Below are 24,044 nucleotides of genomic sequence, written 5' to 3'. Positions count from 1 at the left end.
ATGCTTCAATATGGCTTTATGCAAAATGCCTTTATCGTTTCTTTTTTTATAGGAATACTTTGTCCTTCAATCGGCTTATTTTTAGTACTCAGAAGATACTCCCTCATAGGGGATACCCTTTCCCACAGCTCCCTTGCAGGCGTCACCCTCGCCCTCGCTTCAGGAATAAACCCCATCCTCGGTGCCTTTATTTTTACGACAGCGGCAGGGGCACTGATAGAAGCCCTGCGGAATGCTTTTAAAGAATACCAAGATTTAATCCTTTCAATAGTTTTGTCCTTGAGTGTCGGAATCGCTATTACCCTCATAAGCTCAGGAACCGTTAGAGCAAATGCCGAAACCTATTTATTCGGAAGCGTCTTAACCGTTTCTTCTTCGGATTTGATTACCGTGATTGCTTTAAGTATCTTGTCATTGGTTACTCTCGGCCTCATGTATCACAAGATGGTCTACATAGCCCTCGATGAAGATATTGCAAAAATAATGGGTGTTAAGGTCCGCCTTATCAACTACTTGTTTTCAGGTCTAACAGCGGCAACGATAGCCGTTTCATTAAAAATAGTGGGAATGTTGGTCTTAAGCTCGATGATAGCTCTACCGGTCGCAACGGCTCTTCAATTAAAAATGAGCTTTAAAAAGACATTGATTTTTTCTATTTTGATAAGTGTCGCAGACATAATGCTCGGCTTGGTTTTGTCCTATCACCTAAATGTCGCCCCCGGCGGTTTTACAGCCCTCGTGTCGGTCATCGTCTTAATATTGACAATAGGAATAACAAGGCTGATTAAAATTTTCTATACGGGGAACGGACAGGCTTAGAGGCATCTCGGATAGTCCAGTCCTCAAGAGCTTCTCCGGAAAGACGGGGCATAAAGCGTTTTTCTTTTACGGTCTTCATCGAAGAGCCGGCTCCTACAGATTCATTCCACCAATCATATAAGTGAACATTTGTCTTTACGCCCAAAAAGTTGTGAGTTTTTTCGAGAGAAACAAAGCCGATTGGATCATACTCATAAAACTTTAATTTCGAATCAGCCGTATTCGGATGTATTTCATAGGGAAGCCATTTTTGCGGAATATAATTGTTTCCGATTATTTTTTTGTACTCGCTAGGCATTCCATAGGTGTAAAGAAGTTTAGTATGGGTATCAAGTGCACACATTAAGTTATTGAGAGCATTTTCAAAAAGGCCGCCTTTAGCCGCATAAGCGGTAAATTTAAAAAAGATAAAACGTTCAAGGATTTTAGCTTCAGCCGGGTCATCATAAAGAGGTAAATCAAAGGGATGCCCCCCTTCTACCTTGAAATAAACTACATCGCTTATCTTATTTGTTATGCCTAAAAACACGGAAGACCCCGGCACCTCGGTTTCCCGATATTGATAAGTTTTCCCTTCTTTCCCCCAGTCTTCATGAGGAGAACAAGACTCCCATTTAAAATCGGAAATAAAAAGGATCTCAACTGCCGGTGCCGACCCCTTTGAGGGAGAGGTAATTTTTGCCATATGGATAAGGCAATCACCCAGCCTTGCCTTTTCGTAAATGCAGTCGGGATTTTCAGGATTAGCTTTTATACTATGGTCCCCTAAGTCCCCGGCTATTAGGAAATTCACAAAACAAAAGAGAAACAAAAACAAACCTAAAAGCTTTAAACTTAATTTTTTCATAAGATTCCTAAACTTGGAAAAAGCCGGAGGCTCACGTAGAGCCTTCGGCTTTTAAAATTTACTTCCAGCTGATTGTATAAACTACCTTTACCGTGCCTTTCGAGCGTGTTTCATCATGGTTATCTACCTTATACGTAATGACAAAGTCTTTTTCTTCACCGTCACGAAGGGTAAAGTTTTCGTCATAGGTAATTGTTACGCCCTTATAGGAAATTTTGCGGTCAGGATTCGGTTTCGTTCCTGCAAATTCGGCAGGTAACGGAATGTCATCAGAGCGTTTTATATTAACATTAGCATTGTCTACCGTCCACATCCCTGTAGTTTCATTATAAACGAGCGGAAAAATGCTGTTGTCGTCGATGGCTTGCAGAGGATATACATCCCCACCACCAAGTGTTGTCCATTCTGCATACCAATAATCGTGACGGTTCGCCTTGAGTAGGTAATTGGTCAGGCTTATTTTTAAATCTGTAAATGAAGAAAATTCGGTATTTAACCAGCCGGATTCCGCTGATTTAGCGGTTCCTATGTTGATAAAATCCTCCGATTTCACGATAATCCATTTTCCGCTCTTATTCTTAATAGGAAACATATGATCCCACGATTTTGTAACATTGCTTCCACCGCTTACCTGAACCGCACTTTTATGCGAAATATGAACCCCATCAATATATTTATGGTTAAAGTGATCACCGTCTGCCGTACTCCATGACTGTAAACTTTCATTGGAAATTTTAGGAGTTATAGTAAGGCGCATTTTCGGCTCAAAAGAAACCGAAACGGCAGCATTTGCCGCTCCAACCGTTAATACGGCATATGTTTTATCGGCAATGGAAGCTTCGGGAATAACCCCTTCCCATTCTTTAACAATGTGCCGGAGTTTCGGAGCTGCGATAAATTTGACCTTCTCACCCTTTTTTACATAATCCCCGGATTTGATGGGTTTCCCGTTGTGCAAGGCAGTAAGGGCTCCGCCCTCTCCATCTACGAAAAATTCAATCTTATAGGACTGCTCGACCTCGATTGCGGCATAAGCAGTTTTTTTGCTTGCAGTCTGTTCTCCGTGTACGGTATTGTTCGTATTTGTAACTACACAATAATAGTATGTTATTCCGGCTGAGGTGGTATCGGGTGTAAAGGTGTACTCGGCTTTATCGGCTCCTGTTACGGCCGTTCCTTCTGCCTCAGATGAGACGGCCTTAAACCATTGATATGATAAGGTGCCTCCGTCTTTGGACTCAGCTTTTACTCTAAGGGTAAGCTGTTCTGCACTGTTAAGGCGAAGGGTTTTGCCTTTAGGCTGTTCCGTTATTTCAGGGTTTAAAGCATCGGACTGAATTTGTCCGTCAGTTATGTGGCATTTTGCCCGCTCGCTTTCAGTTTGTTCCGATTTATTGTTATCCGTATTCGTGTTTTTGACGATACAGTAAAAATAGCATTTTGTTTCGGTTGAGGTATCGGTTATTTTGTATGATGCTTCCGTTGCACCTGGAATTTCAGTTCCAGCGTCTGTCTTATTTTCGGCCTTATACCATTGATATGAGAGTGTTTCGCCGTCGGGTACGGGTGCCGTTTTTACCTCAAAAACAAGTTCGGGGCTGTTTAGTTTTGCATAAGCATCTTTAGGCTGTTCCAAAATAACCGGTTTAACAGCCGTATATTTCGGATTTTTATCTTTGGTTATGGTCTTTTTTATTATTTTTAGCTTTTCTCTATATGGAGAAAAACCCGCCTTGTTGGCTTTTCTTCCGGCAGGCTGTGTATAAGCAGGATTCTGTTTCGGTTTATAGTCTGCATTATTTATGTTATCCTTTATCCATTGGTACAGAACAACGGAACCGTCTTCTTTTACAAAGCCGACGGGGTCGGTCAGATAAAAGGGTTCGGAAAATTGTTCATGTATTCCCGTTGAGGGCGCCGCATAATCCGTCCAATTTTTAGGAACCTTATTCCCAAATATACTTGGCATCTCAGACGGTTCACTGTAATAAAACAAAAATTTGGAATATCGGTCTACACAGAACATGGAGCTGCCGTGCTCCCCGCCGACTGCGCCTCCGGCAGAACTTGCCGTAAATTTAAAAAAGTGAAAGCGCTCGTCTTTCGGGTCATGATTAGGCTTATACCCTATTTCGGACCATCGATCGGTTCTATTTTTATAACGATAAACTTTTACATCCCAAATTTTTTTTATACCCGAACCTATTCCGGACGGAACGTTGTCGACCATTTCAGGACTGCCGCTCCAGCTTCCTTCCCTGAACTTGTACGAGGCAACAATGCCGTCCATATTGGGCATATTAAGAATCCAATTATCGAATTTAGCTGAATCAAAGTTTCCATCATCACTGCTGTCGGGCTCTCCTTCTTTATAATAAGTCCAAGGATCGGCTTCCATGTGTTCTGTTTTGATTTTTATAATAAATTTACTGTTACCGTGCGGGTCTTTGGGGTTAGGATCACCTCCGCTTCCTGCCATAGAACTGTCCTGCTCTAAAAAAAGGTAGTTTTGTATTTCAAGATTTGAACCGTCTATGGTCTTCAACATGATGGGCACGGTAACAGGTTCCCCTTCTTTTAAATTGGCCTGTCCGCCTGGTCCTTTTATCGTTATTGAAACTTCAACAGCAGCACCGGTATTGTCCTTTACAGCTGCACTTACATCATCAGGATACAGTATTGAATCTTTTGCATTTACTTTTCCTATAAAGTCTTCCCCGTTGGCTTCAGGATACAGCGTTACTCCGCATACCGTTATCGATTGTACGGTCAGCGTTTTTTTATCGCCATCGTCTTTAATGGAACGTTTGTACCACGAAGAACCTAAGGCCGGCTGGCATGAAAAACATATATAAGCAGCCGTAAAAATAAGCAAACTTAAAACAAAGAATTTTTTCCTTTTCATAAACGCCTCCTTAAATTTTAAATAAGAGTCCTAAATTTACACCGAAATCGACACTATTCATAAAAAAGGATTTTATAGGGTCCCGTTCAAAATTGACATCTATGCCTTTATTCTTACCGTTTTCGATGGCAGCCTTTGCGATTTTTTTCGGCAAAGCGACATGGCCAGGCTTGTAAACGGTATAGGATGCATAGGCTCCTATCATAATATCCATTCTGGTAATTACGGGTTGATTATATTCTATCGAAGTTTTTAGTACAAGCCCCAGCGGATTCATTTTTTTCATCATGGATTCAGGGATATAGAGCGTTCCCGTCTCGGGATAAAAGTCGGGGCCGTTACCATTGTTATACAGCTTCTTTGCTTCTTCGTCCGTCAAATTGGTATACAGTTCATAGGTGGGCTGGGGATCGGCAAGCATTCTTCCGCCCAGACCGAAACCGACTGCAAACCTATTTTTAAAAAGCATAGCCTTAACTGCCGTTCCAAAAGTTACTATGGGCGTCATGTAGACGCGGCAATAAACTTCAATATCCTTACCTATAAGTTCATTATACTGACCTGAAATCTGCCCTGAAAAGCCCTGTCCTATACCGAGGTTAAAGGCAAGCCCGAGACCTCCGAAGATATTATTATTTGTATAGTTAAAATATCTTTTTGAATCAAAAATATAGGTAAGTTCAGCCTCTCCGTTCATAATAAAACCGGCCATACCCCTCATAAAAGCGGCGCCCAGATATTCTTTATCAGCCTCATTTATATGGGGGTCAGTGTAAGAGCCGGAGAAATTAGCTTTAAGTCCCAGAGTAAAGCCTTCTTCGAAAGCAAAGGCAGAAAAACTTACAAACACAAACATAACAAAAAAAACAATTTTTTTAATCTTTTTCATACATACCTCAATCCTTAAATGATACAGCTTTTTTGCCGAATGGTCAAGATGGGAATTAATAAAATTCCCCCTGATGGACTTTTTTGCATTTTTACGATAAAATATAAAAATATGGAAGAACTTTTCTACCTTGCAAAAATAGGCGAGATTAACCTAAAAAAAGGGAATTTAAAAGACTTTGAAATACGGCTTTCGCAGAATTTACGCAGCTATTTACCGGAGGCTAAACCCAATATACGCGTTCGAGCCGGAAGAATGTATGTAAGCGTCAAGCCCGAATTTAAAGAAAAAACCGAAGAAGCCCTAAATAAACTCATAGGCATTACAGGCTGGGCAGAAGCCCTTCCTGCCGAAAAAACTATTGAAGCCATTACCGAAACAGCCAGAGCTGAGGCTATAAGGGCTCGGGATGCAGGGGCTAGAACCTTTAAAATAGAATCCCGCCGAGGAGAAAAAAACTTCCCCCTGACATCCTACGAAATTTCACGGGAAGTAGGAGGGGTAATCCATACTGAAGGGATTTTAAAAGTAGACGTTCATAATCCCGACATTGTAATTTCCATTGAAGTAAGAGAAAAAGCATTTATCTACGGCCTTGAGCACAAGGGACGGCGGGGTCTTCCCTGCGGATGTTCGGGAAGGGGGCTTTTGCTCCTATCGGGAGGAATAGACTCCCCCGTTGCAGGCTTTAAAATGCTTACCCGCGGGATGAAGCTGGACTATATCTATTTTCACTCTCATCCTTATACCTCGCCTGAAGCTCAAGCTAAGGTTGAAAAACTGGCTGAAATCTTAGCCGCTTACGGCCTCGGCGGATACCTCAATATAATTCCTTTTACAAAGGTGCAGCAGCAAATCAGAGAAAAAAGCCCCGAGGCCTATCTAACTTTAATGATGAGAATATGCATGATGAAAATAGCAAATATGACGGCAAGGGGTATAAATTCCAAATGCCTTATCACGGGAGAAAGCCTTGCTCAGGTTGCAAGTCAAACGGTAGAAAACCTGACCGTAACAAACTCTTATGCGGAATTTCCTGTTTTTAGGCCCCTCATCGGCCTTGATAAGGAAGAAATTACGATAGAAGCCAAGGAAATAGGCACCTACGAAACTTCAATCTTACCGTATGAAGATTGCTGTGTAATGTTTTCACCCAAACACCCTATTTTACACTCAAACCTCAAAGATGCTGCCGAAATTTTCGAAAGAATGGAAATAGACGGCCTTTTAGAAGAGGCATACTCTCAAAGAGAAGTAAAAAAGATGAGTTTTTAAAGATGATAAAAAACCTTGTAGACCTCCGAATCGAGAGAATTCATTGCATAAGTTCTCCTGCCGAAATGGTAGAAAAAATACCCGCATCCGATTCTCTTTATTCTTTTATAGCCGAAGCCCGAAAAACTATCAGCAATATAATAAACGGAAAGGATGAGCGTTTTTTACTCATAGTCGGCCCCTGCTCGATTCATGACACGGAGGCAGCCGAGGATTATGCTATGCGCCTATTAGAGCTAAAAAAGAAATGCTCCGATTCTTTCTATATTATAATGCGCACCTATTTTGAAAAACCCAGAACCGTTTTAGGTTGGAGAGGCCTTATCGTAGAACCGGAACTTGACGGCTTTATCAATATTGAAGGAGGCATTCAAAAGACAAGAAAATTTTTGATTAAGCTTGCCGAAATAGGCATTCCTGCCGCCTCCGAAACGGTAGACCCTATGATTCCCCAATACATTGCCGACCTTGTAAGCTGGGCTTCGATAGGTGCCCGCTCGGCCGAAAGTCAAATCCACAGGGAAATCGCCTCAGGACTTTCAATGCCGGTCGGCTTTAAAAATACAACCTACGGAGACATAACGGCCGCTATAAACGGAGTAATTGTTTCCCGCCTGCCCCATGCCTTTGTAGGCATTGCCAGGAACGGACTTTCGGCAATAATCCACACAACCGGAAATCCGGACACCCACTTGGTTTTAAGGGGAGGAATTTCAAAGCCCAATTATAATAGAGAAGAAGTTAAAAAAGCGGCTTCTCTTATGAAAGAAAAAATGCTGAAACCGAGCATAGTAATAGACTGTTCCCATGGAAATTCGGGAAAGGACCCGAAAAAACAAATAAACATCTTTGAAGAAAGTTTAAAGCTCCGCTTCGATAAAAATGAACCTCTTGACTATATAAGGGGCTGTATGATTGAAAGCTTTATCCAAGAGGGAAGCACCTCGATCGAAAAAGCAAAGAATGCCGGCGAGTACGGTAAATCCATAACCGATCCCTGCCTAGGCTGGGAAGAAACTCAAAAAGAAATACTAAGAATCTATGAAAGATACAAAGCGAGGAAGCAAAAATGAATATTGAAATATACACGGACGGAGCCTGCTCCAAAAATCCCGGCCCCGGAGGATGGGCCTATATAATGGTAAACAAAGATTCAAAAGAAGAAATATGCAGAGAAAACGGGGGCGAAAAATCTACCACCAATAACCGAATGGAACTCATGGCTGTTATAAGGGCCTTAAAAAAGGTAAAAGAGAAGCCTGCATTTTTAGCCGATAAGTCCGGAGGAACCTTGAACTATGAAAGTATTTCGGTGCACACCGATTCTCAATATGTGCAGCAGGGCATAAGCTCGTGGATCTTTAACTGGAAAAAAAATAATTGGAAGACGGCCTCCAAACAGCCCGTAAAAAACCAAGACCTTTGGCAAGAGCTGGATTCCCTTTCAGCCTCGATTAAGCCTGAATGGATTTGGGTAAAAGGCCACGCAGGAAATCCCTTAAACGAAGCCTGCGATCGCCTTGCGGTTGAAGCCTGCCAAAAAATGATGTAATTCTCACTCGTAAGCTAGATCCCGGCCTCGTCCAAAAGCTTCTTTAAAGCTATAAGCTCATCCCTTGTAAGGGTAATTCCTTTTCCCATTTTTTGGTGATCGGGGGACCAAGGCCTTATATCGAATTTAGGATCTCGGCCGTTCCATGATACCTCGTTGAGTTCGGTGTTCCAACCGCCCTTCCCCTCGGAGATAATTCCGTAGCTTTTTGTAATTTCAAATTTGAATTCGTCCTGATTATTCATCAGCAGTTCTCCTTGTATTTAAATATGAAGTAATATAATCGGTAAATGAAGCAAGCGACAAAATGACCGCCGCAAAATAAAGAAGCCAGTTAAAATAAAGAATGTATCGGGTAAGTATCGGCGGTAAAAATGCGTAAATCTTTTCAAGTTTTAAAAACATTGAAACGCTTGCCGCAACAATATAAAGCACGGTCTTCGTTTTTCCGCCCATCTTAGCCCCTATCGTTATGCCTTCGCCGCGGGCCTTCATCCTCAAAAACATGATGCCGAATTCGCGGTAAACTATAATCAAAAAGAAGGGAGCAAACAAAAAGCCGTCCATCAAAAAACAAAATAAAACCGTTATGTTTGCAACTACATCCGCAAAGGGATCAAATATTTTTCCGAAATCATCCACCTGATTATGCAGCCTTGCATAATAGCCGTCCAAAAAATCGGTAAATTCCATAAAGATAAAAATCGGAATTATAATAAGAATGGTAATTTTAGGACTTATAAAAGGAACCCAATCCGGTAAAAAATACAAAACATAGATGATGGGCGCCAGCACCAGCCGCGATGATGTAAAAATATTAGATAACTTCATACCTTATATGATGTAGCTTTAATCCGTTTTTGTCAATAGCAGAAATAGGTTTTTATTTTTCAATTGCAAACCACGTATTTTTCTGATATAATACAATCATGAGTACGATTAGAAAAATGCCCATAGGCGTCCAAAGTTTTGAAGTTATACGAAAAGAAAGTTTTGTCTATGTAGATAAAACGGAGCTTATTTGGAAATTAGTAAACGAAAGCCGAGTCCACTTTTTAAGCCGCCCGCGCCGCTTCGGGAAAAGCCTTTTGCTTTCCACCTTAAAAGCCTATTTTTTGGGGCAAAAAGAACTCTTCAAAGGCTTGGCTATCGAAAAACTTGAAGAAGCCGAAAAAGGAAAACGTGAAATCTGGCAGGAATATCCTGTACTCTATTTGGATTTTAACCTTGCAAAATACGAAACAAGGGAAGACTTGGAAAGCCTTTTAAATAATCATCTTTGCAGGTGGGAAGAACTTTACGGCAGTAAGGATTCCGAAAATACTCTTACCGAACGCTTTTTCGGAGTGATAAACCGCTCTTATGAAAAAACCGGCAAGCAGGCTGTTATTCTTATCGATGAATATGATAAACCACTCCTTCAAACGATGTGGAAGGATGAAGCCTTAAACGAAACCTACCGCACAATCCTCAAAGGTTTTTTCGGCGTTATAAAAAGTGCGGACCAATACCTCCGCTTCGCTTTTTTGACCGGAGTCACAAAATTCAGTAAGGTCAGCATATTCAGCGATTTAAACAACTTACGTGATTTAAGCCTATTGTCGGATTATTCGGTTATCTGCGGTATCTCGCAAGAAGAGCTTGAAACCGATTTTAAACCTGAGATTGCAGCCCTCGCAGAAAATAATAGCTTGACTTATGAGGAAGCTCTTACAAAGTTAAAGCAAAGATATGACGGCTACCTTTTTGCAAGAAAGGGAAAGGCAATGTATAATCCTTTCAGTCTTTTAAATGTTTTTGCTTCCCGAGAGTTTTCAAGTTATTGGTTTGCAACAGGTACTCCTACCTTTTTGGTCGAGTATTTAAAAAAAGCTTATTATAATATTCCCGACCTAGACGGAAATGTAAAGATGAACGAGTCCGGTCTGGAAGCCTATCGAGCCGATACAATAAATCCCTTGCCTATTCTTTTTCAATCGGGATATCTAACGATTAAAGATTATAACGATTTTTCGAGGCTGTACCGCTTGGGCTTTCCGAATGATGAAGTGCGTTACGGCTTTTTGGATAACTTGCTTCCGGCTTACACACCGATAAGAACAGATAAAACAGGACTTTCGATTTGGGAATTTTATGAGCAAATTGAAGCCGGAGATGTAGACGGCTTTATGCAAAAGATGAAGGGAATAATTTCAGGAATACCCTACGACACCTTAACCGAAAAAGATTTAGCTGTGCGTGAACAAAACTATCAGACAGCGGTTTATCTTGTGTTTGCATTGATGAACCAGTTTGTGCATACGGAAGTTCATTGTGCAACCGGACGTGCTGACTGCATTGTAGAATTTCAAGATAAGGTTTATATCTTTGAATTTAAGCTTATCTCAAATGAAACGGCGGAAAATGCCGTAAAACAAATAAAAGAAAAAGGCTACAAAGACAAGTACTCAGGCAGCGGTAAAAAAATTATAGCAATCGGTTCAAGTTTTGATGAAGAAAAACGTACGATTAAAGACTGGCTTATAGACTGCTCCAATTAAAGCTTTTCCAAACAAGCTTTGCCAAACAAGTTGTTTTTTTTCTCAAAAAAGGTTAGAATAGAATTTATGGAATGGAAAAATTTAGATAAGTGTACATCTTTTACACAATTACAAAAAGTTCATAAAGAACAAGCTGAAAATTTAAAGCTCGCAGATATTTTCAATATTGAAAGTTCGGTTGAAAGAGTAAAAAATTATTCGGTTAAAATGGGCGGAAACCTCAAATACAATTATGCGGCCAAGCCTGTAGACGATGAGATTCTTAAAGCTTTGCAGTCCCTAGCCGATGAGCAAAGGCTGATCGAAAAGTATGAGCTCTTACTCAACGGAGATTTTATAAATACGGGCGAAAACCGTATGGTACTCCATCAGCTCACCCGCGGCCAATTAAAAAATGATGTAGTTTATAAGGGTGTAAACATGAGGAGCTTTTACCTCAACGAGCTCAAAAAAATAAAAGAATTTTCCGAGGCTGTTCATTCCGGCAAGATTAAAACCTCTCAAGGAAAAGTCTTTACTGATGTGGTTCAGATCGGCATAGGCGGCTCGGACTTAGGCCCCAGAGCCATGTACATAGCCTTAAAAAATCGGGCAAATACAAAGATGAGGGCTCATTTTATTTCTAATGTAGACCCCGACGATGCAGCCGAAGTTTTAAACTCCATAAATCTTGCAAGCACCCTTTTTATCCTCGTTTCAAAAAGCGGCACAACTCAAGAAACTCTGGCAAACGAAAGATTTGTAAAATCCGTTCTCGAAAAAAACGGCCTTGACTGCAAAAAACAAATGCTTGCCGTTACAAGCGAAACAAGCCCCCTAGCAAATAACCCCGACTATCTTACTTCCTTTTATATGGACGATTTTATAGGCGGAAGATATTCTTCAACTTCGGTTTGCGGAGCGGCAGTACTCGCCCTTGCCTTCGGCATGGAAACGGTAGAGGCCTTTTTAAAAGGAGCAGCCGAAGGAGATAAGCTTTCACTAAACAAAAAAATAAAAGAAAATGCAAGCCTCTTGGATGCCCTTCTCGGTGTTTATGAAAGAAACATTTTAGGCTGCTCGGCAACGGCCATTCTTCCATACAGTCAGGCCCTTTCCCGCTTCCCTGCCCACCTCCAGCAGTTGGACATGGAATCGAACGGAAAAACGGTAAACCGTTTCGGCGAAAAAGTTTCTTATAAAACGGGTCCCGTAATTTTCGGAGAGCCGGGAACAAACGGACAACATTCTTTTTATCAGCTCCTTCATCAGGGAAGCGATATAATCCCCTTGCAGTTTATAGGCTTTAAAAAAAGCCAGATCGGTCTTGATATCGAAAGCGATGGCTCAACCAATATGCAAAAACTGAATGCAAATTTGGCAGCCCAAATTATGGCCTTTGCAGCAGGAAAAACCGATGAAAACAAAAACAAGGACTTTGCAGGCAACCGCCCCGCAAGTTTAATCTATGGGGAAGAGCTAAACCCCGAAAACCTCGGTGCCCTCCTTGCTCATTATGAAAACAAGGTGATGTTCCAAGGTTTTATCTGGAACTTAAACAGCTTTGACCAAGAGGGTGTTCAGCTCGGAAAAACCCTTGCAAAGAAGGTGCTTTCAAACGATATGCCCCCTACCCTCAAAGCTTTTTCGGAATTTCTTTTATGAAAATTATAAATGCGGAATTTATAAAGGGTGCCGTTAAGGCTGAACAGTTTCCTGAAATCGGTGTTTCGGAATTTGCTTTTTTCGGACGCTCCAATGCAGGAAAGTCGAGCCTTATAAATATGCTTGTTAACAGAAAAAATTTGGTCAAGACAGGTTCCCGCCCCGGAATGACGCGAGAAGTAAATTTTTTCTTGGTAAACCGTCCGGCTTCTTTAAATTTTAACCCTAAGACTAAAAAGTTTTCAGGGCCGGCTCCAAAAGACATGTTTGTGCTCACAGACCTTCCGGGCTACGGCTATGCAAAACTTTCAGGCGGAATGACCTTGCAAATCGACAAGATGCTCTACGAATATTGTACAAACCGCCCTCTCTTAAAGACCATCTTTTTTTTAATGGACATGAGGCGGGAACCTACCGAAACCGAAAAAGAAAGTATCGGCTTTTTTCACGGCTTAAATATTGAGGTTGTAATAGTCGGAACCAAGGCCGATAAGATAGGCAAAAATGATCAGATAAAGGCAAAAAATGCTTGGGTCTCTTTTTTTAACTTTAACGAAGATCTCATTATAATAAGCTCTGCTGCAAAAAAAACGGGTCGGGATAATATTTTATCGTTAATCGCAAAAAGGATTTAACTTATGAAAATTACACATTATAGAGAAAAAGATTTTAAAACTTCAAACTGGAGCGGAGGCACCACAACGGAGCTTTTTATTTATCCGCATGAAGCCGATTATAAAAAAAGAGATTTTTTATTCCGATTAAGCTCCGCTACCGTCGATTTGGATAGATCAGACTTTACCCCTCTTCCGGGGTTTTTCAGGTTTATTTCTCCATTAAACGGAGACTTAAAAATAAGCCATGACGAAAAAAACTTTACCAAACTTAAGCCATACGAAGTCTATGCCTTTGACGGCGGAGCAAAAACGGTCAGCATGGGGAGGGTAAGGGATTTTAATCTCATGGTAAAAGACGGCGTAGAAACGGAAGTAAAAAATTTTGCCCTAAACAAAAATTCGGTTTTAAAGTTTTCAATTTTAAAGGAAGAAATCGGCTGGATTTTTTTGTACAATACCAAAGCCTTGCTTAGAGCCGAAACAGTCAACGAAAAAAAAGATTTTAATCTTGACAAATTGGACTTGATTATTTTTGAGGCAGACGATGATACAAACGGCGATACAAAAGAAGACGTTTTAATTTCGACCGATGGAGCCTTGAGCTTATTTTACGGAAAGGTACCGACAGCTTTCTAACCGGTAATCAAGGCTAAAAATCACAAACTTGGAATTATAATGAAAAAAAAGCTTTACGAAATTCTATATGAAGATAAGGATATTCTCATTGTAAATAAAAGTGCCGGCCTCCTCGTAGGAGCCGACCGCTGGGACAGCGAAGCACCCCGCCTTGATAAGATGCTTGAAGAACTTTACAAGGATAAGGAAGAAACAAAAATTTATCCTGTCCACAGGCTCGATAAGGAAACTTCAGGCCTCATCATCTATGCCCTAAATGCGGAAGCCCATAAAATTTTAAACGATGATTTTCAAAACCGCAAAATCGAAAAAATCTATCATGCGGTATCGGCCGGCATTCCTCAAGAAGAAAATTTTAAGACTGAGGCAAAACTTAGAATAGACGGGGATAAGCTGCACCGCACCGTCATAGACGAAAAAAAAGGAAAAGATTCTTTAACCGAATTCCGCCTTCTTAAAAAATTCAGCCGCTTTTGCCTTTTGGAAGCCCGTCCCATAACGGGCAGAACCCATCAAATAAGGGCTCACCTAAAACACCTTGGGCTTCCTATCCTATGCGATAATCTTTACGGAAACGGAGAGCCCGTCTACATATCGGCCTTAAAAAAGAATTGGAGAGGCGACAAATATGAAGAGTGTCCTATAATCTCGCGTCTTGCCCTCCATGCTCATTCCTTAAAATTTTTTCATCCTATAAGCAAGGAAAAAATCGAAATAAGTGCAAGCTGCCCTAAGGATATGGCTGGCCTTATAAACCAGCTTTCTAAAATATAAATATACATAAAAACTTAATCAGGAAAACAAAACTTTTATATTAGATATTTTAACTCATTGAGGATGTGATAAAATATAAGTCCTCTGGACTGTTTTGTGTTTATAATACTTAATTTTTTATGAGAAAAGAATATTTTTATCTTGATATTTAAAAATAAATATGCTACACTCTTAAGATAATTTGTTTTGCTATGGGAACTTTAGGACTGTTTTAGATGAGTCAAGAGCCTTGCATGAAAAGTATTGTGTGTATACTGAAGAATGTGAGCACTGTGAGGATTTATGAAAGATTTAATTAAATGGCTTGGTGCGCTATTTTGGAAAGTTCAAATACTGTGGTTTTGTGTTCATGGGGGTATTGCTATAATAACTTTTTTTGAAACATATTATTTAAAAAAAGTTATTGATATTTATTTTTCAAATCAAACGATACCGGAAAATTACAATGGCTTTCTGAAATATATTTTAGTTATAGTTTTGTTAGTGTGTGTGAATTTTTTGAATGTGCTTTTAGCAAAGCATGTAGGAAAAAAAGTTTATGCTGATTTGTCTCAAAGACTGATATATCAGTTTTTAAATTTGAAATGGTATGATGTGTATTCATGTAATGCGGCTGATACAGTTAAACTTTTGAATAATGATATAAATAGGCTCATGCCGATTCTATTTGGCTTTTTCCCGGTACTCGCAATAAATATTTTAGCAATTATTTTTTACTGTGTGTATTTGTTTTTTAAAAGCATGCTTATTACTGTTTTACTTTTGATTGCATTTGTAATTTTATTTTTTGTTTCATACATTTTTGATAAGATATTAAAAAAGGATAGTAATGCACAGCGAGAAGCGCATGTGCATAAAGAAAGTTTTATTATCAACATGTATAATAATTTTAAGTATATCTTTGCAAATCAAAGATTAAAGAATACTTTAGATGACTTCAATGAAGTAAATGAAGTCTTGAATGAAACCTCCATTCAGATTGCATACCATAGCCAGATTTCAAGTTTTTTGTATACAACAGTAAGTACGATAACTATTTTATTATCATTCATTATTTTGTTTTTTTTTAAACAAAAAGATACTGCAATTACAGCAGGTCTTGTGGTACAAATCAGTACATTGATTTCGCAAGCACTGAAATATTTTTATTCATGCTTACATGCTAAGAATCAATTAAGTATGGCAAGTGCATCTATTGACAGAATAAATAATCTTTATGCAAAAGAGCATTCCGGTGCAGTGCCGGAGAATTTGCCGCAAAGCGCAGAAATAATTTGGGAGGATTCAAGGGAAAGCATTAATTTTGAATACAACAAAATAAATATAATTCGTAGTGCAAACGGAAAAGGAAAAACGACATTACTGAATAGTCTTTGCGGATTGGAGCATACATATATCCCTGAAATAAAATTGAATGGTACACTTTCTGCGGCTGCACCGAAAAAATTATGCTACATTACAAATACAACATGCTTGCGCAATGGAACAGTGTTAGAAAACATCACTGAAAATTCTGGAAAGCTAAATATTGATGTAAGTACTATTTTGCAACTTGTCGGTATTGATGCTGAAACAAAAGTTGAAAACTTTGGTGAAAATTTAAGTGCCGGTCAAAAACAAATTGTACATATCTTGAAATTATTAAATAGTAATGCTGATGCTTTTATAATGGACGAACCTGATTCTGCTTTAAGTAACGAAGCACGCTTATGGCTTTATGAAATTATGCAGTCGCTGGTGAAAAACAATAATAAAACTTTTGTGTTGGTTTCACATAGTGCAAACATTATGGATAATTTTGACAGTGATAATGTGCACATGTTAATTTTTTAAGAAAAACGGAGTTTGCGATCCTGAGTTATTATATGATTGGGATTTGAAATTAGATTACTTTAGTAATATGATGTTTGGAAAAGATAAAGGAGCATTTATTATAACAATAAGTGGCTCTAACACCCGCTTCACCCTGACATTGCGGACAAGCCGCAAATGCAGATTAAGAGGATGCTAGACGGTCTCTAAAATTTAATCTGCTCAAGCATCGCAAAGGCGGCAGTTCGGGCTTCCTGCAAGATTTTAAAATCTCTGGCAGGATCGGCAATTGTAAAGCCTAGGTGATAGCCCGACTGCTCAACCCCTCCTATATCTCCCGGACCGCGGAGCCTTAAATCTTCTTCGGCAATTATAAAACCGTCATTTGTTTCTTTCATTACGGTTAGCCGGGCCTTTCCGTCCTCGGTAATTTTTTTTCCGTAAATTAAAAAACAATAGGCTTGCAGGTCTCCACGCCCGACCCTTCCGCGAAGCTGATGAAGAGCGGAAAGGCCGAACCTATCGGCATGTTCTATTACCATACAGGTCGCATTGGGAACATCCACGCCGACTTCCACCACAGAGGTTGCAACCAAAATATTAAGCTTCCCCGACCTAAATTCTTCCATTATCCTTTTTTGTTCTTCTTCCGCAACCTTGGAGTGAATCAGGGCCAAACTATGATTGGGAAAGCCCGTCTTTAATTCTTCAAACATCCTTTCGGCTGATTTTAAGGAAAGGTCTTCATTTTCTTCTATTAAAGGATATACAAAATAAGCCTGTCTACCCTGTAGAATCTCTTGTCCGATAAAGTTATAAACCCTTTCAGCCTTATCCTCCCCTGCAACATAGGTGATAATCGGCTTTCTTCCGGGCGGCATGGTTTTAATGGTCGAAATATCCAAGTCTCCGAAGATAGAAAGAGCGAGGGTGCGGGGAATAGGGGTCGCACTCATCATAAGAAGGTGGGGACTCCTCTTTTCTTCATTGCTCTCAGCTCCCTTTTGGATTATGGCCGAACGCTGGAGAACACCGAAACGGTGCTGCTCATCGATTACGGCAAGCCTTAAATTTTTATACTGCACCCCTTGAGAAAAAAGAGAATGGGTGCCGATTATCAAATCGATATTTCCCTTTTGCAATTCCTGTAAAAGCCTGCTCCTTCCTTTGGCCTTGGTATTTCCGGTTAAAAAGGCAAGGCGGATACCGAGGGGCTCCAAGAGACGGGCTGCATTTTCGGCATGTTGACGGGCTAAAAGCTCTGTAGGAGCTAAAAATGCCGTTTGCCCTCCCTGTTCTATTACCTTTAAGCAGGCTAAAAAGGCAACAAGGGTTTTCCCTGAGCCGACATCTCCCTGCATAAGGCGGGCCATGGGATTAGGGCCGTCCAAGTCTTCGTTTATTTCGGCACAAACCGAAAGCTGGTCTTGGGTAAGCTTAAAGTTGAGCCTTGCCAAAAGAGAACTTTGAAGAGGCCTTAAAACAGGTTCTTTTTTGACGGTTTTATCTATATTTCTTTCATCTTCAAGATTGGGAAGCCTTCCTCGCCTTTCAATAGACCTCATTCCTATGGCATATTGAAACAAAAAGAACTCTTCAAAGATGAGGGCATAGCGGCCTTTTTCTACCTCTGCCATAGATTTTGGAGTATGGAGCATAAAAAGCACTTCCTGCTTAGGCGGAAGGCCGTATTTTTTTAAAATAGAATCGGGAAGCTCGGAATCTATGCCATGGGCATACATTTTTAGGGCGGAAGCAATTATTTTCCGCAGTTTTGCCTGTCCAAGCCCTGAAGTCAGGGGATAAACGGGCAGTATCTTAGCCTGCATGTTTTCGGGTTTTTCAAGATCGAATGCGGAGGACTGAATTTCCCCGTATTTGCGGTAAAAAGAGCCATATACAAAGGCACGAGATCCGACAGGGAAGCTTTTTTCTAAAAATGGGCGGTTAAAACATATAAGGGAGGCAGTCATTCCGTTTTTGTCGGCAACTATCAGTTTTAAGGTTCTCATTTTTCCGAAGCCGAACCATTCATGGCCTGCAACTGTAATTTCTACGTGTATTTTTTGCACCCTGTTCCAATCCAAAAAAACGTTTATTTTTGAGCGGTCTTCCCAATCCCGCGGGAAAAGCCTTAAAAGGTCTCCGGCATTTTCTACACCAAGCCTTTTTAGCTGTGAGACTGCGGCAGCACCTACTCCGGCAATATTTGTAAGAGGACCCTGTATTTCGGAAATCAGCATAGTTCATTGTAGCACAAGTTTTTAGATTTGACAAAGGGGTTCCAAATACCGTATAGTTTTCAAAAATACAAAGACTAAAAAGGCTAGACTTTTTTGATAAAATGTGGTAGTATCTTGCGATAGTGTGGCCTTAATTTAGTTCCAAGTATCATATTAGGTATTTTCTATGGAAATTATAAATAGCAGGTATAAAGTTATAGGTAAAATAAACAATGCTATATCTCATGTACAGGAATTTTTGGCTGTAGATTCGTGGTCAAAGAATACTAAGATTAACCTAAAGGTTGTCTCTTCTTTAGACCTATCAAAAGAAGAATTTGCTTTTTTTAAAGATAACTTTATCACCATAAGCAGTATCGACAACTATTTTTATCTTAAAAATTACGGCTTTTCGAGTTTGTTTCTGGCTTACCCTTCTTTACCGCCTTCAAGTCCTGACGAAATTTTATATATTTTTACTACAGAATATATTGAAAATGCAATACCTGTTTTAGAATTCGTAAAACAATGCTCAATGGAGGATATCCTTAAAATAGTAGTATCCGTTTGCCAAAGCCTTGTTCATGTTAGTAACAGAGGATTTGAATACGATATATTTACACATGATAATGTAATGATAGTCAAAAAAAAAGATGGATTTCAAGTAAGAATAAAAGATATTGTATCGGCAAAACTTGAGAACAATGCCTCGATACGTTTTAAAGAAGCTGAAGACTATACGGGAACCAGCGAAAATGTAGAGACGATTATTTTTTTTATAATTACACTTCTTACGGGACAAGAAATTTATACGAGTTTATCATCGGCTATTACAAAATTAAAATCCGATTATAAAAATTTAAATAAAAATGACACAGATATTTTTAATACTTTGTATGAAATAGCAAAAAAACAAATTCGGTATAAAAATAAAAATGAGAAAATTAAAATACACACCATCATTCAAGATATAAATAAGAAACTCGGCCGGAACTACCCTGTAGATGTTATTCCTCCTCTTAACAGCATAACCTTCAAGCCTAAATTAGTAGGAAAGAAAAATGAAATAAACATGATATCTCAATCAATAAAAGAAATAAGTTCAGGAAAAGCGCAAAAAACACTCTTTCTTATCAAGGGTAATCAGGGGACAGGTAAAACAAGGTTTTTAAAAGAAGCCGAATACAGGTTAGCCTTAGAAGGAGCAAATATATACTCTAATTATAATTTTAAAAATTCAAGCCCTGATCATTTTTTGGAAGATTTTTTAGAAAAGATTTTTTTAAATTTCTATTCCCTTCAGGATATAACAGAAAGAGAAAAGCTTATAAGAAACATAAAGCAAATCAAAGATCAGCAGCCCATTGATAATGGAAAAAAAGAATATGAGAGTATGAAATTTAAAATTTTCAATGAGGCTAAAAATTTATTTTTTAAAACTATTGGTCCGCTTCCAGTCTTTATTATCTTAGATGATTTGGAATTTGCAGATGATTTTACGCTTGATATGATTCTATATTTAGTGACTGAAGTTACAGAAACCGAACGTCTTGGTGTAATTTTATCCTATAACGAAGCGGTTGTTCCTGTTTCACGTAAATTTAAGAACTTTTTAAGCATATCAAATAGTAATAAAAAATGTCAAACTTTTGAGCTGAATTATTTTTCTGAAGAAGAAACTATAGAAATGCTAAAAAATATTTTAGTTTTAAAATATCCTCCGGTACACTTAGGGCCTGTTTTATATAAATATACTGCAGGGGGCCAATCCTTTATAATGGAAATGATAAAGGAATTCGTAAATTCGGGAACGATATATAAGAATATACTTACAGGCGCTTGGCTTATTTCTAAAAAACTATATACTGATGAATTTCAAAAAAGAATTCCGAAATCAATTGAAGAAACATTAACAAATCAATTAAATGCTCTTTCATCGACCGAAAAAAAACTATACTTTGAAACATCCTTATTTCAAAATGTATTCAAAATAAACTATCTGTACAAACTTTCACCCCTGCCGCCAAAACAAATAGATGAAACTATAAAAAATCTTATAAACAAAGGCTTGATTACCATTATTCAATCAGGAGACATACGAAGCTACACAATTACAAATAAAATCATGCGCAATATTTTATATGGACTTATAGATCCTGAACATAAAATGCTGCAGCATAAAAAAATAGCCGACATTTTAAAAAAAGAATCAGGCGCTGATATAAATGAACTCATTTGGCACTTGGAAGAATCCGGCAATAACAAAGCAGTTTTGGATTGTTACCTTGATGTAATAAAACAAAAAATGAAAACCAAAAATATAGATGCTGTAGTAAAGATATATGAAAAAATTCCATCTGCCATAATCAGCCAAAATGTTATAAATAGATTTAAGATACTTTTAAAAATATTTGAACTTTATAATCAGATGGGATTAAAAGATAAAGAAGCTGAAATAAAATTAAGCCTTGACGAGAATTTGCCAAAAGTAAAGAATACGGATCTCTTATCGTATTATTACAATCTAATGGTAAGATATGAATATCCTTATTTAAATGATAGTGAAATTCTTGTATATATAAAAAAATTGACAGCCATTTATGAAAAATCCCCCAAAGATATCATAAATCTCAGGTTACAACACGCAAAATGCTTGTATTATCACATAACACAACAAAATAGTGACTTTAAAGAATCCACACATAAAATACTGGAGGTAACAAAAAACAATCCCAAATATACGGCTTATAAAGCTGAATCTTATATATTCTTAGGCTATATTTATCAAAGAAAATCGGATAGAAGGATGGCCATAAAATACTTTCAAAAATCAAAAGAACTTGCATTTTTATCCGGCAACATTAAAACAGGGATTCTTGCAATGTACAATATATCTTTAATATATTGGGAGATACATCCGAATATTGAAAAAAACATGTCATACATAAAAAATGTTATAAATTTGGCAAAAAAACACGGTTTTTTATCGACTGAAGCTATTGCAACAATTAACTATGCAAAAATCCTTGCTGAAATTCAAAATAATTATGAAGCTTATGAATATGCAAAAAATGCGGAAGGTAAAATATTTACTTACAATATGTCAATATTAAAACTTCCATGTATAATAACACTTATGGAAATTGCACAAAATCTAAATAGATATAAAGATTTTTGTGAATATCAAAGAATGTATATAAAAATAGCTCGAGAAAACAAAATAAAATCTGTGTATGAGACTAACTTTATATTTTATACCTTAATTGCAAGAATGCATCAGGAGTTCGGTTGTAATAGTAAAGCAATAGTATATTTAAAAAAAAGCATAAAAATAAAAAAATACCAACCTAGCGGAAGAGTATTTATGGTATATTTTACGCTTGAAGCCTTAAAAATCATTAAAAAAGATAAAAGCGATATTAATAATTTAATAAAAATTTTTAATTCATATATACGTCCCAAACAAAATAGAGAATCAAGTAAAAGAAAATTGACTAAAAATTTATTTGATATCGTTATTACAATGATTATAAAACGTCCGGATATTGATTTTATACCTTTAATAATACAGATAATCAAATTCGATATGCCGAGATTATATGATTTTCAAATTTCGGGTATGAGTTATTTAAAAACTTATTTAAACAAAACCGAATTTGAACAGGTTTTACAAAAAAACCTCCATATTATAAACCATAAAAATCTTATAAATATAACTTTATTTATTAATAAGGCATTAGCCGATTATTATTATGCAGCCGGAATGCAAAGTTTAGCTATCGTACATTATTTAGAAACTCAGAATAAAATAGCAGATATAATTAAAAACACACCCGAAAAATATAAAACAAAACTATTTAATAATTGGAACTTAAGCCGCTCTTTCGATATAGTTTCCGATTTTATAAAAGGAAAAACAATAGTAAAAGAAAAAAAATATAACAGAAATATAGAAACATCCGAGCTAAAGGAAATATTAAAGCTGGAACATATAAATATAATAAAAAAAGATAAAAAATTTAAAAAGGAATTGATAGAGACCTATCTCAAAAATGAAGGTTATGAACATACAACATCAGTTGAACTTGTTAATAATTTTACTGACAATTATGAGCAAAATATAGCTTGCGTAATGAAATTTTTAGCTTTAAATGTAATTGCCTCATCTTACGAGTTTTTAGATATAAGTAAATCTGATGAACCGCATTTTGTTTTACACCATAAAGATGACAGCGGTGATTTTCAGAAGATATTTGATGCTATAATAAAATTCGGACACCAAAATATAACTACAATAGAAAAAGTTTTACATAAACCGTGTATGGTAATCCCTGTCACTAAACAAAATTTTAGTGCTAATGATTATAAAGTTTTAGGTCTTATGATCTTTATATCCGAAAAAGTCATAAATAACTTTTCTCATGAGGGAAGAATTTTTTGTAAAAAACATTCTAACCTTTTTACAATGATTGTTGAAAACAAAAACTTTCAACAATCCTCTGCTTATGATGTACTAACCGGTGCTTATACAAGAAAAGCCTTTGATATTTTTTTAAAAAATATTATCAAAAATGCATATAACTCTAATTCAAAATTTTCTCTTATTTTATATGACTTGGATAAATTTAAAAATATAAATGACACCTATGGACATCTTGTAGGCGATATAGTCCTCAAAAGAGTATCGCAAACAATTTTGGATTCCTTAAATCGAGGACAGATATTGGGGAGATACGGCGGTGAAGAATTTACCGTAATCTTACCCGATACCGACTCACAAAAAGCCTTTAAAATAGCCGAACATTTTAGAAAAAAAATAGAAAAATTAATTTTTACCGAGTTTGAGAAAACCATTACAATAAGCCTTGGGATTGGGGCGTTTCCTGAGCATGGAAAATCGGCCTCAGAACTGCTTACAAGTGCAGATCAAGCCTTATATCATTCCAAGAATACCGGCAGGAACAAAACTACCATATGGAATCCATCTATAATTAATAAGAAAGGAAATAAAATAAATCAAACAGGTGTTGTTATAGCAGATGAAGCTTCTTTTAGTGAAAATGTAACCACTACAATAGAACTATGTGATATATTAAAGCTGAATATACCTAAACAAGAGTTGACAAAAGCGCTTCTGGCAAAAATAGTTAAATTCTTTGAAGCTGAGAGCGGAGCAATTATTCTTAGATCTGTAAACAAGAAATCGGATAAATCTATCTTTAAGATTAATACCAAAATAGGATTTGAATCTTATCCGATTAATGAATCACTGGTTCATACAGTCGCTGAAGACGGGTTGGATATTTTCCAAGTGGATTGGGACTCAATCGTAAAAAGGAACAGCATAACCAGTATGCCGGAATGGAATTCAGTGATGGTTGTTCCCATGATAAAAAACGAAAAAATCATAGGAGTAATTTACCTGGCGGCTCCCGAAAAACATGCTAAATTTAACTTAAGCAAATTCAATTTTTTAAAATTTTTAGCGGATATGATATCTGCAAATATATAG

Annotated in this window: 17 protein-coding genes; 11 read left to right on the top strand and 6 right to left on the bottom strand. The window is 37.6% G+C overall.

Annotated features, from left to right (window positions below; genetic code table 11):
• Positions 1 to 819 carry a metal ABC transporter permease gene (locus tag E4N80_RS00875; RefSeq protein WP_253699716.1) on the top strand — a complete coding sequence of 273 codons (819 nt, stop codon included), beginning with the start codon at positions 1 to 3 and terminating at the stop codon, positions 817 to 819.
• Here E4N80_RS00875 and E4N80_RS00870 read toward each other — a convergent pair.
• From E4N80_RS00870 to E4N80_RS00860, 3 genes are read right to left on the bottom strand one after another with little or no spacing between them, the layout of a single operon-like run.
• Entirely contained in the window at positions 785 to 1,666 is an 882-nt protein-coding gene (locus E4N80_RS00870; RefSeq protein WP_253699715.1) for a hypothetical protein, read from the bottom strand. The genes E4N80_RS00875 and E4N80_RS00870 overlap by 35 nt on opposite strands.
• 58 nt (positions 1,667 to 1,724) lie before the next feature.
• Positions 1,725 to 4,571, bottom strand: a complete 2,847-nt coding sequence (locus tag E4N80_RS00865; RefSeq protein ID WP_253699714.1) for a hypothetical protein — start codon at positions 4,569 to 4,571, stop codon at positions 1,725 to 1,727.
• 10 nt (positions 4,572 to 4,581) lie between these two features.
• Positions 4,582 to 5,460, bottom strand: coding sequence for a hypothetical protein (locus E4N80_RS00860; protein ID WP_253699713.1), 879 nt, complete (start codon positions 5,458 to 5,460; stop codon positions 4,582 to 4,584).
• A gap of 111 nt (positions 5,461 to 5,571) precedes the next feature.
• On the opposite strand from E4N80_RS00860, the gene thiI reads away from it, so the two are divergent.
• From thiI to rnhA, 3 genes are read left to right on the top strand one after another with little or no spacing between them, the layout of a single operon-like run.
• Positions 5,572 to 6,735: a tRNA uracil 4-sulfurtransferase ThiI gene (gene thiI, locus E4N80_RS00855; RefSeq protein WP_253699712.1), complete on the top strand. Its 1,164-nt coding sequence runs from the start codon at positions 5,572 to 5,574 to the stop codon at positions 6,733 to 6,735.
• A gap of 2 nt (positions 6,736 to 6,737) precedes the next feature.
• Positions 6,738 to 7,808 (top strand): 3-deoxy-7-phosphoheptulonate synthase, encoded by a 1,071-nt coding sequence (locus tag E4N80_RS00850; RefSeq protein WP_253699711.1) that lies wholly within the window; start codon positions 6,738 to 6,740, stop codon positions 7,806 to 7,808.
• Positions 7,805 to 8,287: a ribonuclease HI gene (rnhA, locus tag E4N80_RS00845; RefSeq protein ID WP_253699710.1), complete on the top strand. Its 483-nt coding sequence runs from the start codon at positions 7,805 to 7,807 to the stop codon at positions 8,285 to 8,287. Before E4N80_RS00850 ends, rnhA begins: the two co-directional genes overlap by 4 nt.
• Positions 8,288 to 8,301: 14 nt before the next feature.
• On the opposite strand, the gene E4N80_RS00840 is transcribed toward rnhA, so the two are convergent.
• Positions 8,302 to 8,532 (bottom strand): YdbC family protein, encoded by a 231-nt coding sequence (locus E4N80_RS00840; RefSeq protein WP_253690514.1) that lies wholly within the window; start codon positions 8,530 to 8,532, stop codon positions 8,302 to 8,304.
• Entirely contained in the window at positions 8,525 to 9,118 is a 594-nt protein-coding gene (pgsA, locus tag E4N80_RS00835; protein ID WP_253699709.1) for a CDP-diacylglycerol--glycerol-3-phosphate 3-phosphatidyltransferase, read from the bottom strand. Before pgsA ends, E4N80_RS00840 begins: the two co-directional genes overlap by 8 nt.
• Positions 9,119 to 9,216: 98 nt before the next feature.
• Between pgsA and E4N80_RS00830 the strand changes: the two genes are divergently transcribed.
• From E4N80_RS00830 to E4N80_RS00805, 6 genes are all read left to right on the top strand, one after another.
• Positions 9,217 to 10,827: an ATP-binding protein gene (locus E4N80_RS00830; protein ID WP_253699708.1), complete on the top strand. Its 1,611-nt coding sequence runs from the start codon at positions 9,217 to 9,219 to the stop codon at positions 10,825 to 10,827.
• A gap of 66 nt (positions 10,828 to 10,893) precedes the next feature.
• Positions 10,894 to 12,471, top strand: coding sequence for a glucose-6-phosphate isomerase (locus E4N80_RS00825; protein WP_253699707.1), 1,578 nt, complete (start codon positions 10,894 to 10,896; stop codon positions 12,469 to 12,471).
• Positions 12,468 to 13,106, top strand: coding sequence for a ribosome biogenesis GTP-binding protein YihA/YsxC (gene yihA / locus E4N80_RS00820; protein WP_253699706.1), 639 nt, complete (start codon positions 12,468 to 12,470; stop codon positions 13,104 to 13,106). The genes E4N80_RS00825 and yihA overlap by 4 nt, the downstream gene beginning before the upstream one ends.
• Positions 13,107 to 13,109: 3 nt before the next feature.
• Positions 13,110 to 13,724, top strand: coding sequence for a HutD family protein (locus E4N80_RS00815; RefSeq protein ID WP_253699705.1), 615 nt, complete (start codon positions 13,110 to 13,112; stop codon positions 13,722 to 13,724).
• A 39-nt stretch (positions 13,725 to 13,763) separates the two neighbouring features.
• Complete coding sequence (locus tag E4N80_RS00810; protein ID WP_253699704.1) at positions 13,764 to 14,498, top strand: RluA family pseudouridine synthase; 735 nt, start codon at positions 13,764 to 13,766, stop codon at positions 14,496 to 14,498.
• 282 nt (positions 14,499 to 14,780) lie between these two features.
• The gene (locus E4N80_RS00805; protein ID WP_253699703.1) at positions 14,781 to 16,331 is read left to right on the top strand and encodes an ABC transporter transmembrane domain-containing protein; all 1,551 of its coding nucleotides are present in this window, start codon (positions 14,781 to 14,783) and stop codon (positions 16,329 to 16,331) included.
• 185 nt (positions 16,332 to 16,516) lie between these two features.
• Here E4N80_RS00805 and recG read toward each other — a convergent pair whose 3' ends face one another.
• Positions 16,517 to 18,553 carry an ATP-dependent DNA helicase RecG gene (recG, locus tag E4N80_RS00800; RefSeq protein ID WP_253699702.1) on the bottom strand — a complete coding sequence of 679 codons (2,037 nt, stop codon included), beginning with the start codon at positions 18,551 to 18,553 and terminating at the stop codon, positions 16,517 to 16,519.
• 166 nt (positions 18,554 to 18,719) lie between these two features.
• On the opposite strand from recG, the gene E4N80_RS00795 reads away from it, so the two are divergent.
• Positions 18,720 to 24,044 carry a diguanylate cyclase gene (locus tag E4N80_RS00795; protein WP_253699701.1) on the top strand — a complete coding sequence of 1,775 codons (5,325 nt, stop codon included), beginning with the start codon at positions 18,720 to 18,722 and terminating at the stop codon, positions 24,042 to 24,044.

The organism is Treponema denticola (assembly GCF_024181605.1).
GTDB classification, from domain to species: Bacteria; Spirochaetota; Spirochaetia; order Treponematales; family Treponemataceae; genus Treponema_B; species Treponema_B denticola_B.
Note: the sequence above shows the minus strand (reverse complement) of the source record. Positions and strands in the feature narration are given on the sequence as shown.

Bases quoted from the DNA above. Each gene is read 5' to 3' on its own strand.
- E4N80_RS00865 (WP_253699714.1), bottom strand. From the start codon at position 4,571: ATGAAAAGGAAAAAATTCTTTGTTTTAAGTTTGCTTATTTTTACGGCT.
- E4N80_RS00810 (WP_253699704.1), top strand. From the start codon at position 13,764: ATGAAAAAAAAGCTTTACGAAATTCTATATGAAGATAAGGATATTCTC.
- E4N80_RS00875 (WP_253699716.1), top strand. From the start codon at position 1: ATGCTTCAATATGGCTTTATGCAAAATGCCTTTATCGTTTCTTTTTTT.
- E4N80_RS00860 (WP_253699713.1), bottom strand. From the start codon at position 5,460: ATGAAAAAGATTAAAAAAATTGTTTTTTTTGTTATGTTTGTGTTTGTA.
- recG (WP_253699702.1), bottom strand. From the start codon at position 18,553: ATGCTGATTTCCGAAATACAGGGTCCTCTTACAAATATTGCCGGAGTA.
- E4N80_RS00815 (WP_253699705.1), top strand. From the start codon at position 13,110: ATGAAAATTACACATTATAGAGAAAAAGATTTTAAAACTTCAAACTGG.
- rnhA (WP_253699710.1), top strand. From the start codon at position 7,805: ATGAATATTGAAATATACACGGACGGAGCCTGCTCCAAAAATCCCGGC.
- E4N80_RS00870 (WP_253699715.1), bottom strand. From the start codon at position 1,666: ATGAAAAAATTAAGTTTAAAGCTTTTAGGTTTGTTTTTGTTTCTCTTT.
- E4N80_RS00840 (WP_253690514.1), bottom strand. From the start codon at position 8,532: ATGAATAATCAGGACGAATTCAAATTTGAAATTACAAAAAGCTACGGA.
- thiI (WP_253699712.1), top strand. From the start codon at position 5,572: ATGGAAGAACTTTTCTACCTTGCAAAAATAGGCGAGATTAACCTAAAA.
- E4N80_RS00825 (WP_253699707.1), top strand. From the start codon at position 10,894: ATGGAATGGAAAAATTTAGATAAGTGTACATCTTTTACACAATTACAA.
- E4N80_RS00795 (WP_253699701.1), top strand. From the start codon at position 18,720: ATGGAAATTATAAATAGCAGGTATAAAGTTATAGGTAAAATAAACAAT.
- E4N80_RS00830 (WP_253699708.1), top strand. From the start codon at position 9,217: ATGAGTACGATTAGAAAAATGCCCATAGGCGTCCAAAGTTTTGAAGTT.
- E4N80_RS00850 (WP_253699711.1), top strand. From the start codon at position 6,738: ATGATAAAAAACCTTGTAGACCTCCGAATCGAGAGAATTCATTGCATA.
- yihA (WP_253699706.1), top strand. From the start codon at position 12,468: ATGAAAATTATAAATGCGGAATTTATAAAGGGTGCCGTTAAGGCTGAA.
- E4N80_RS00805 (WP_253699703.1), top strand. From the start codon at position 14,781: ATGAAAGATTTAATTAAATGGCTTGGTGCGCTATTTTGGAAAGTTCAA.
- pgsA (WP_253699709.1), bottom strand. From the start codon at position 9,118: ATGAAGTTATCTAATATTTTTACATCATCGCGGCTGGTGCTGGCGCCC.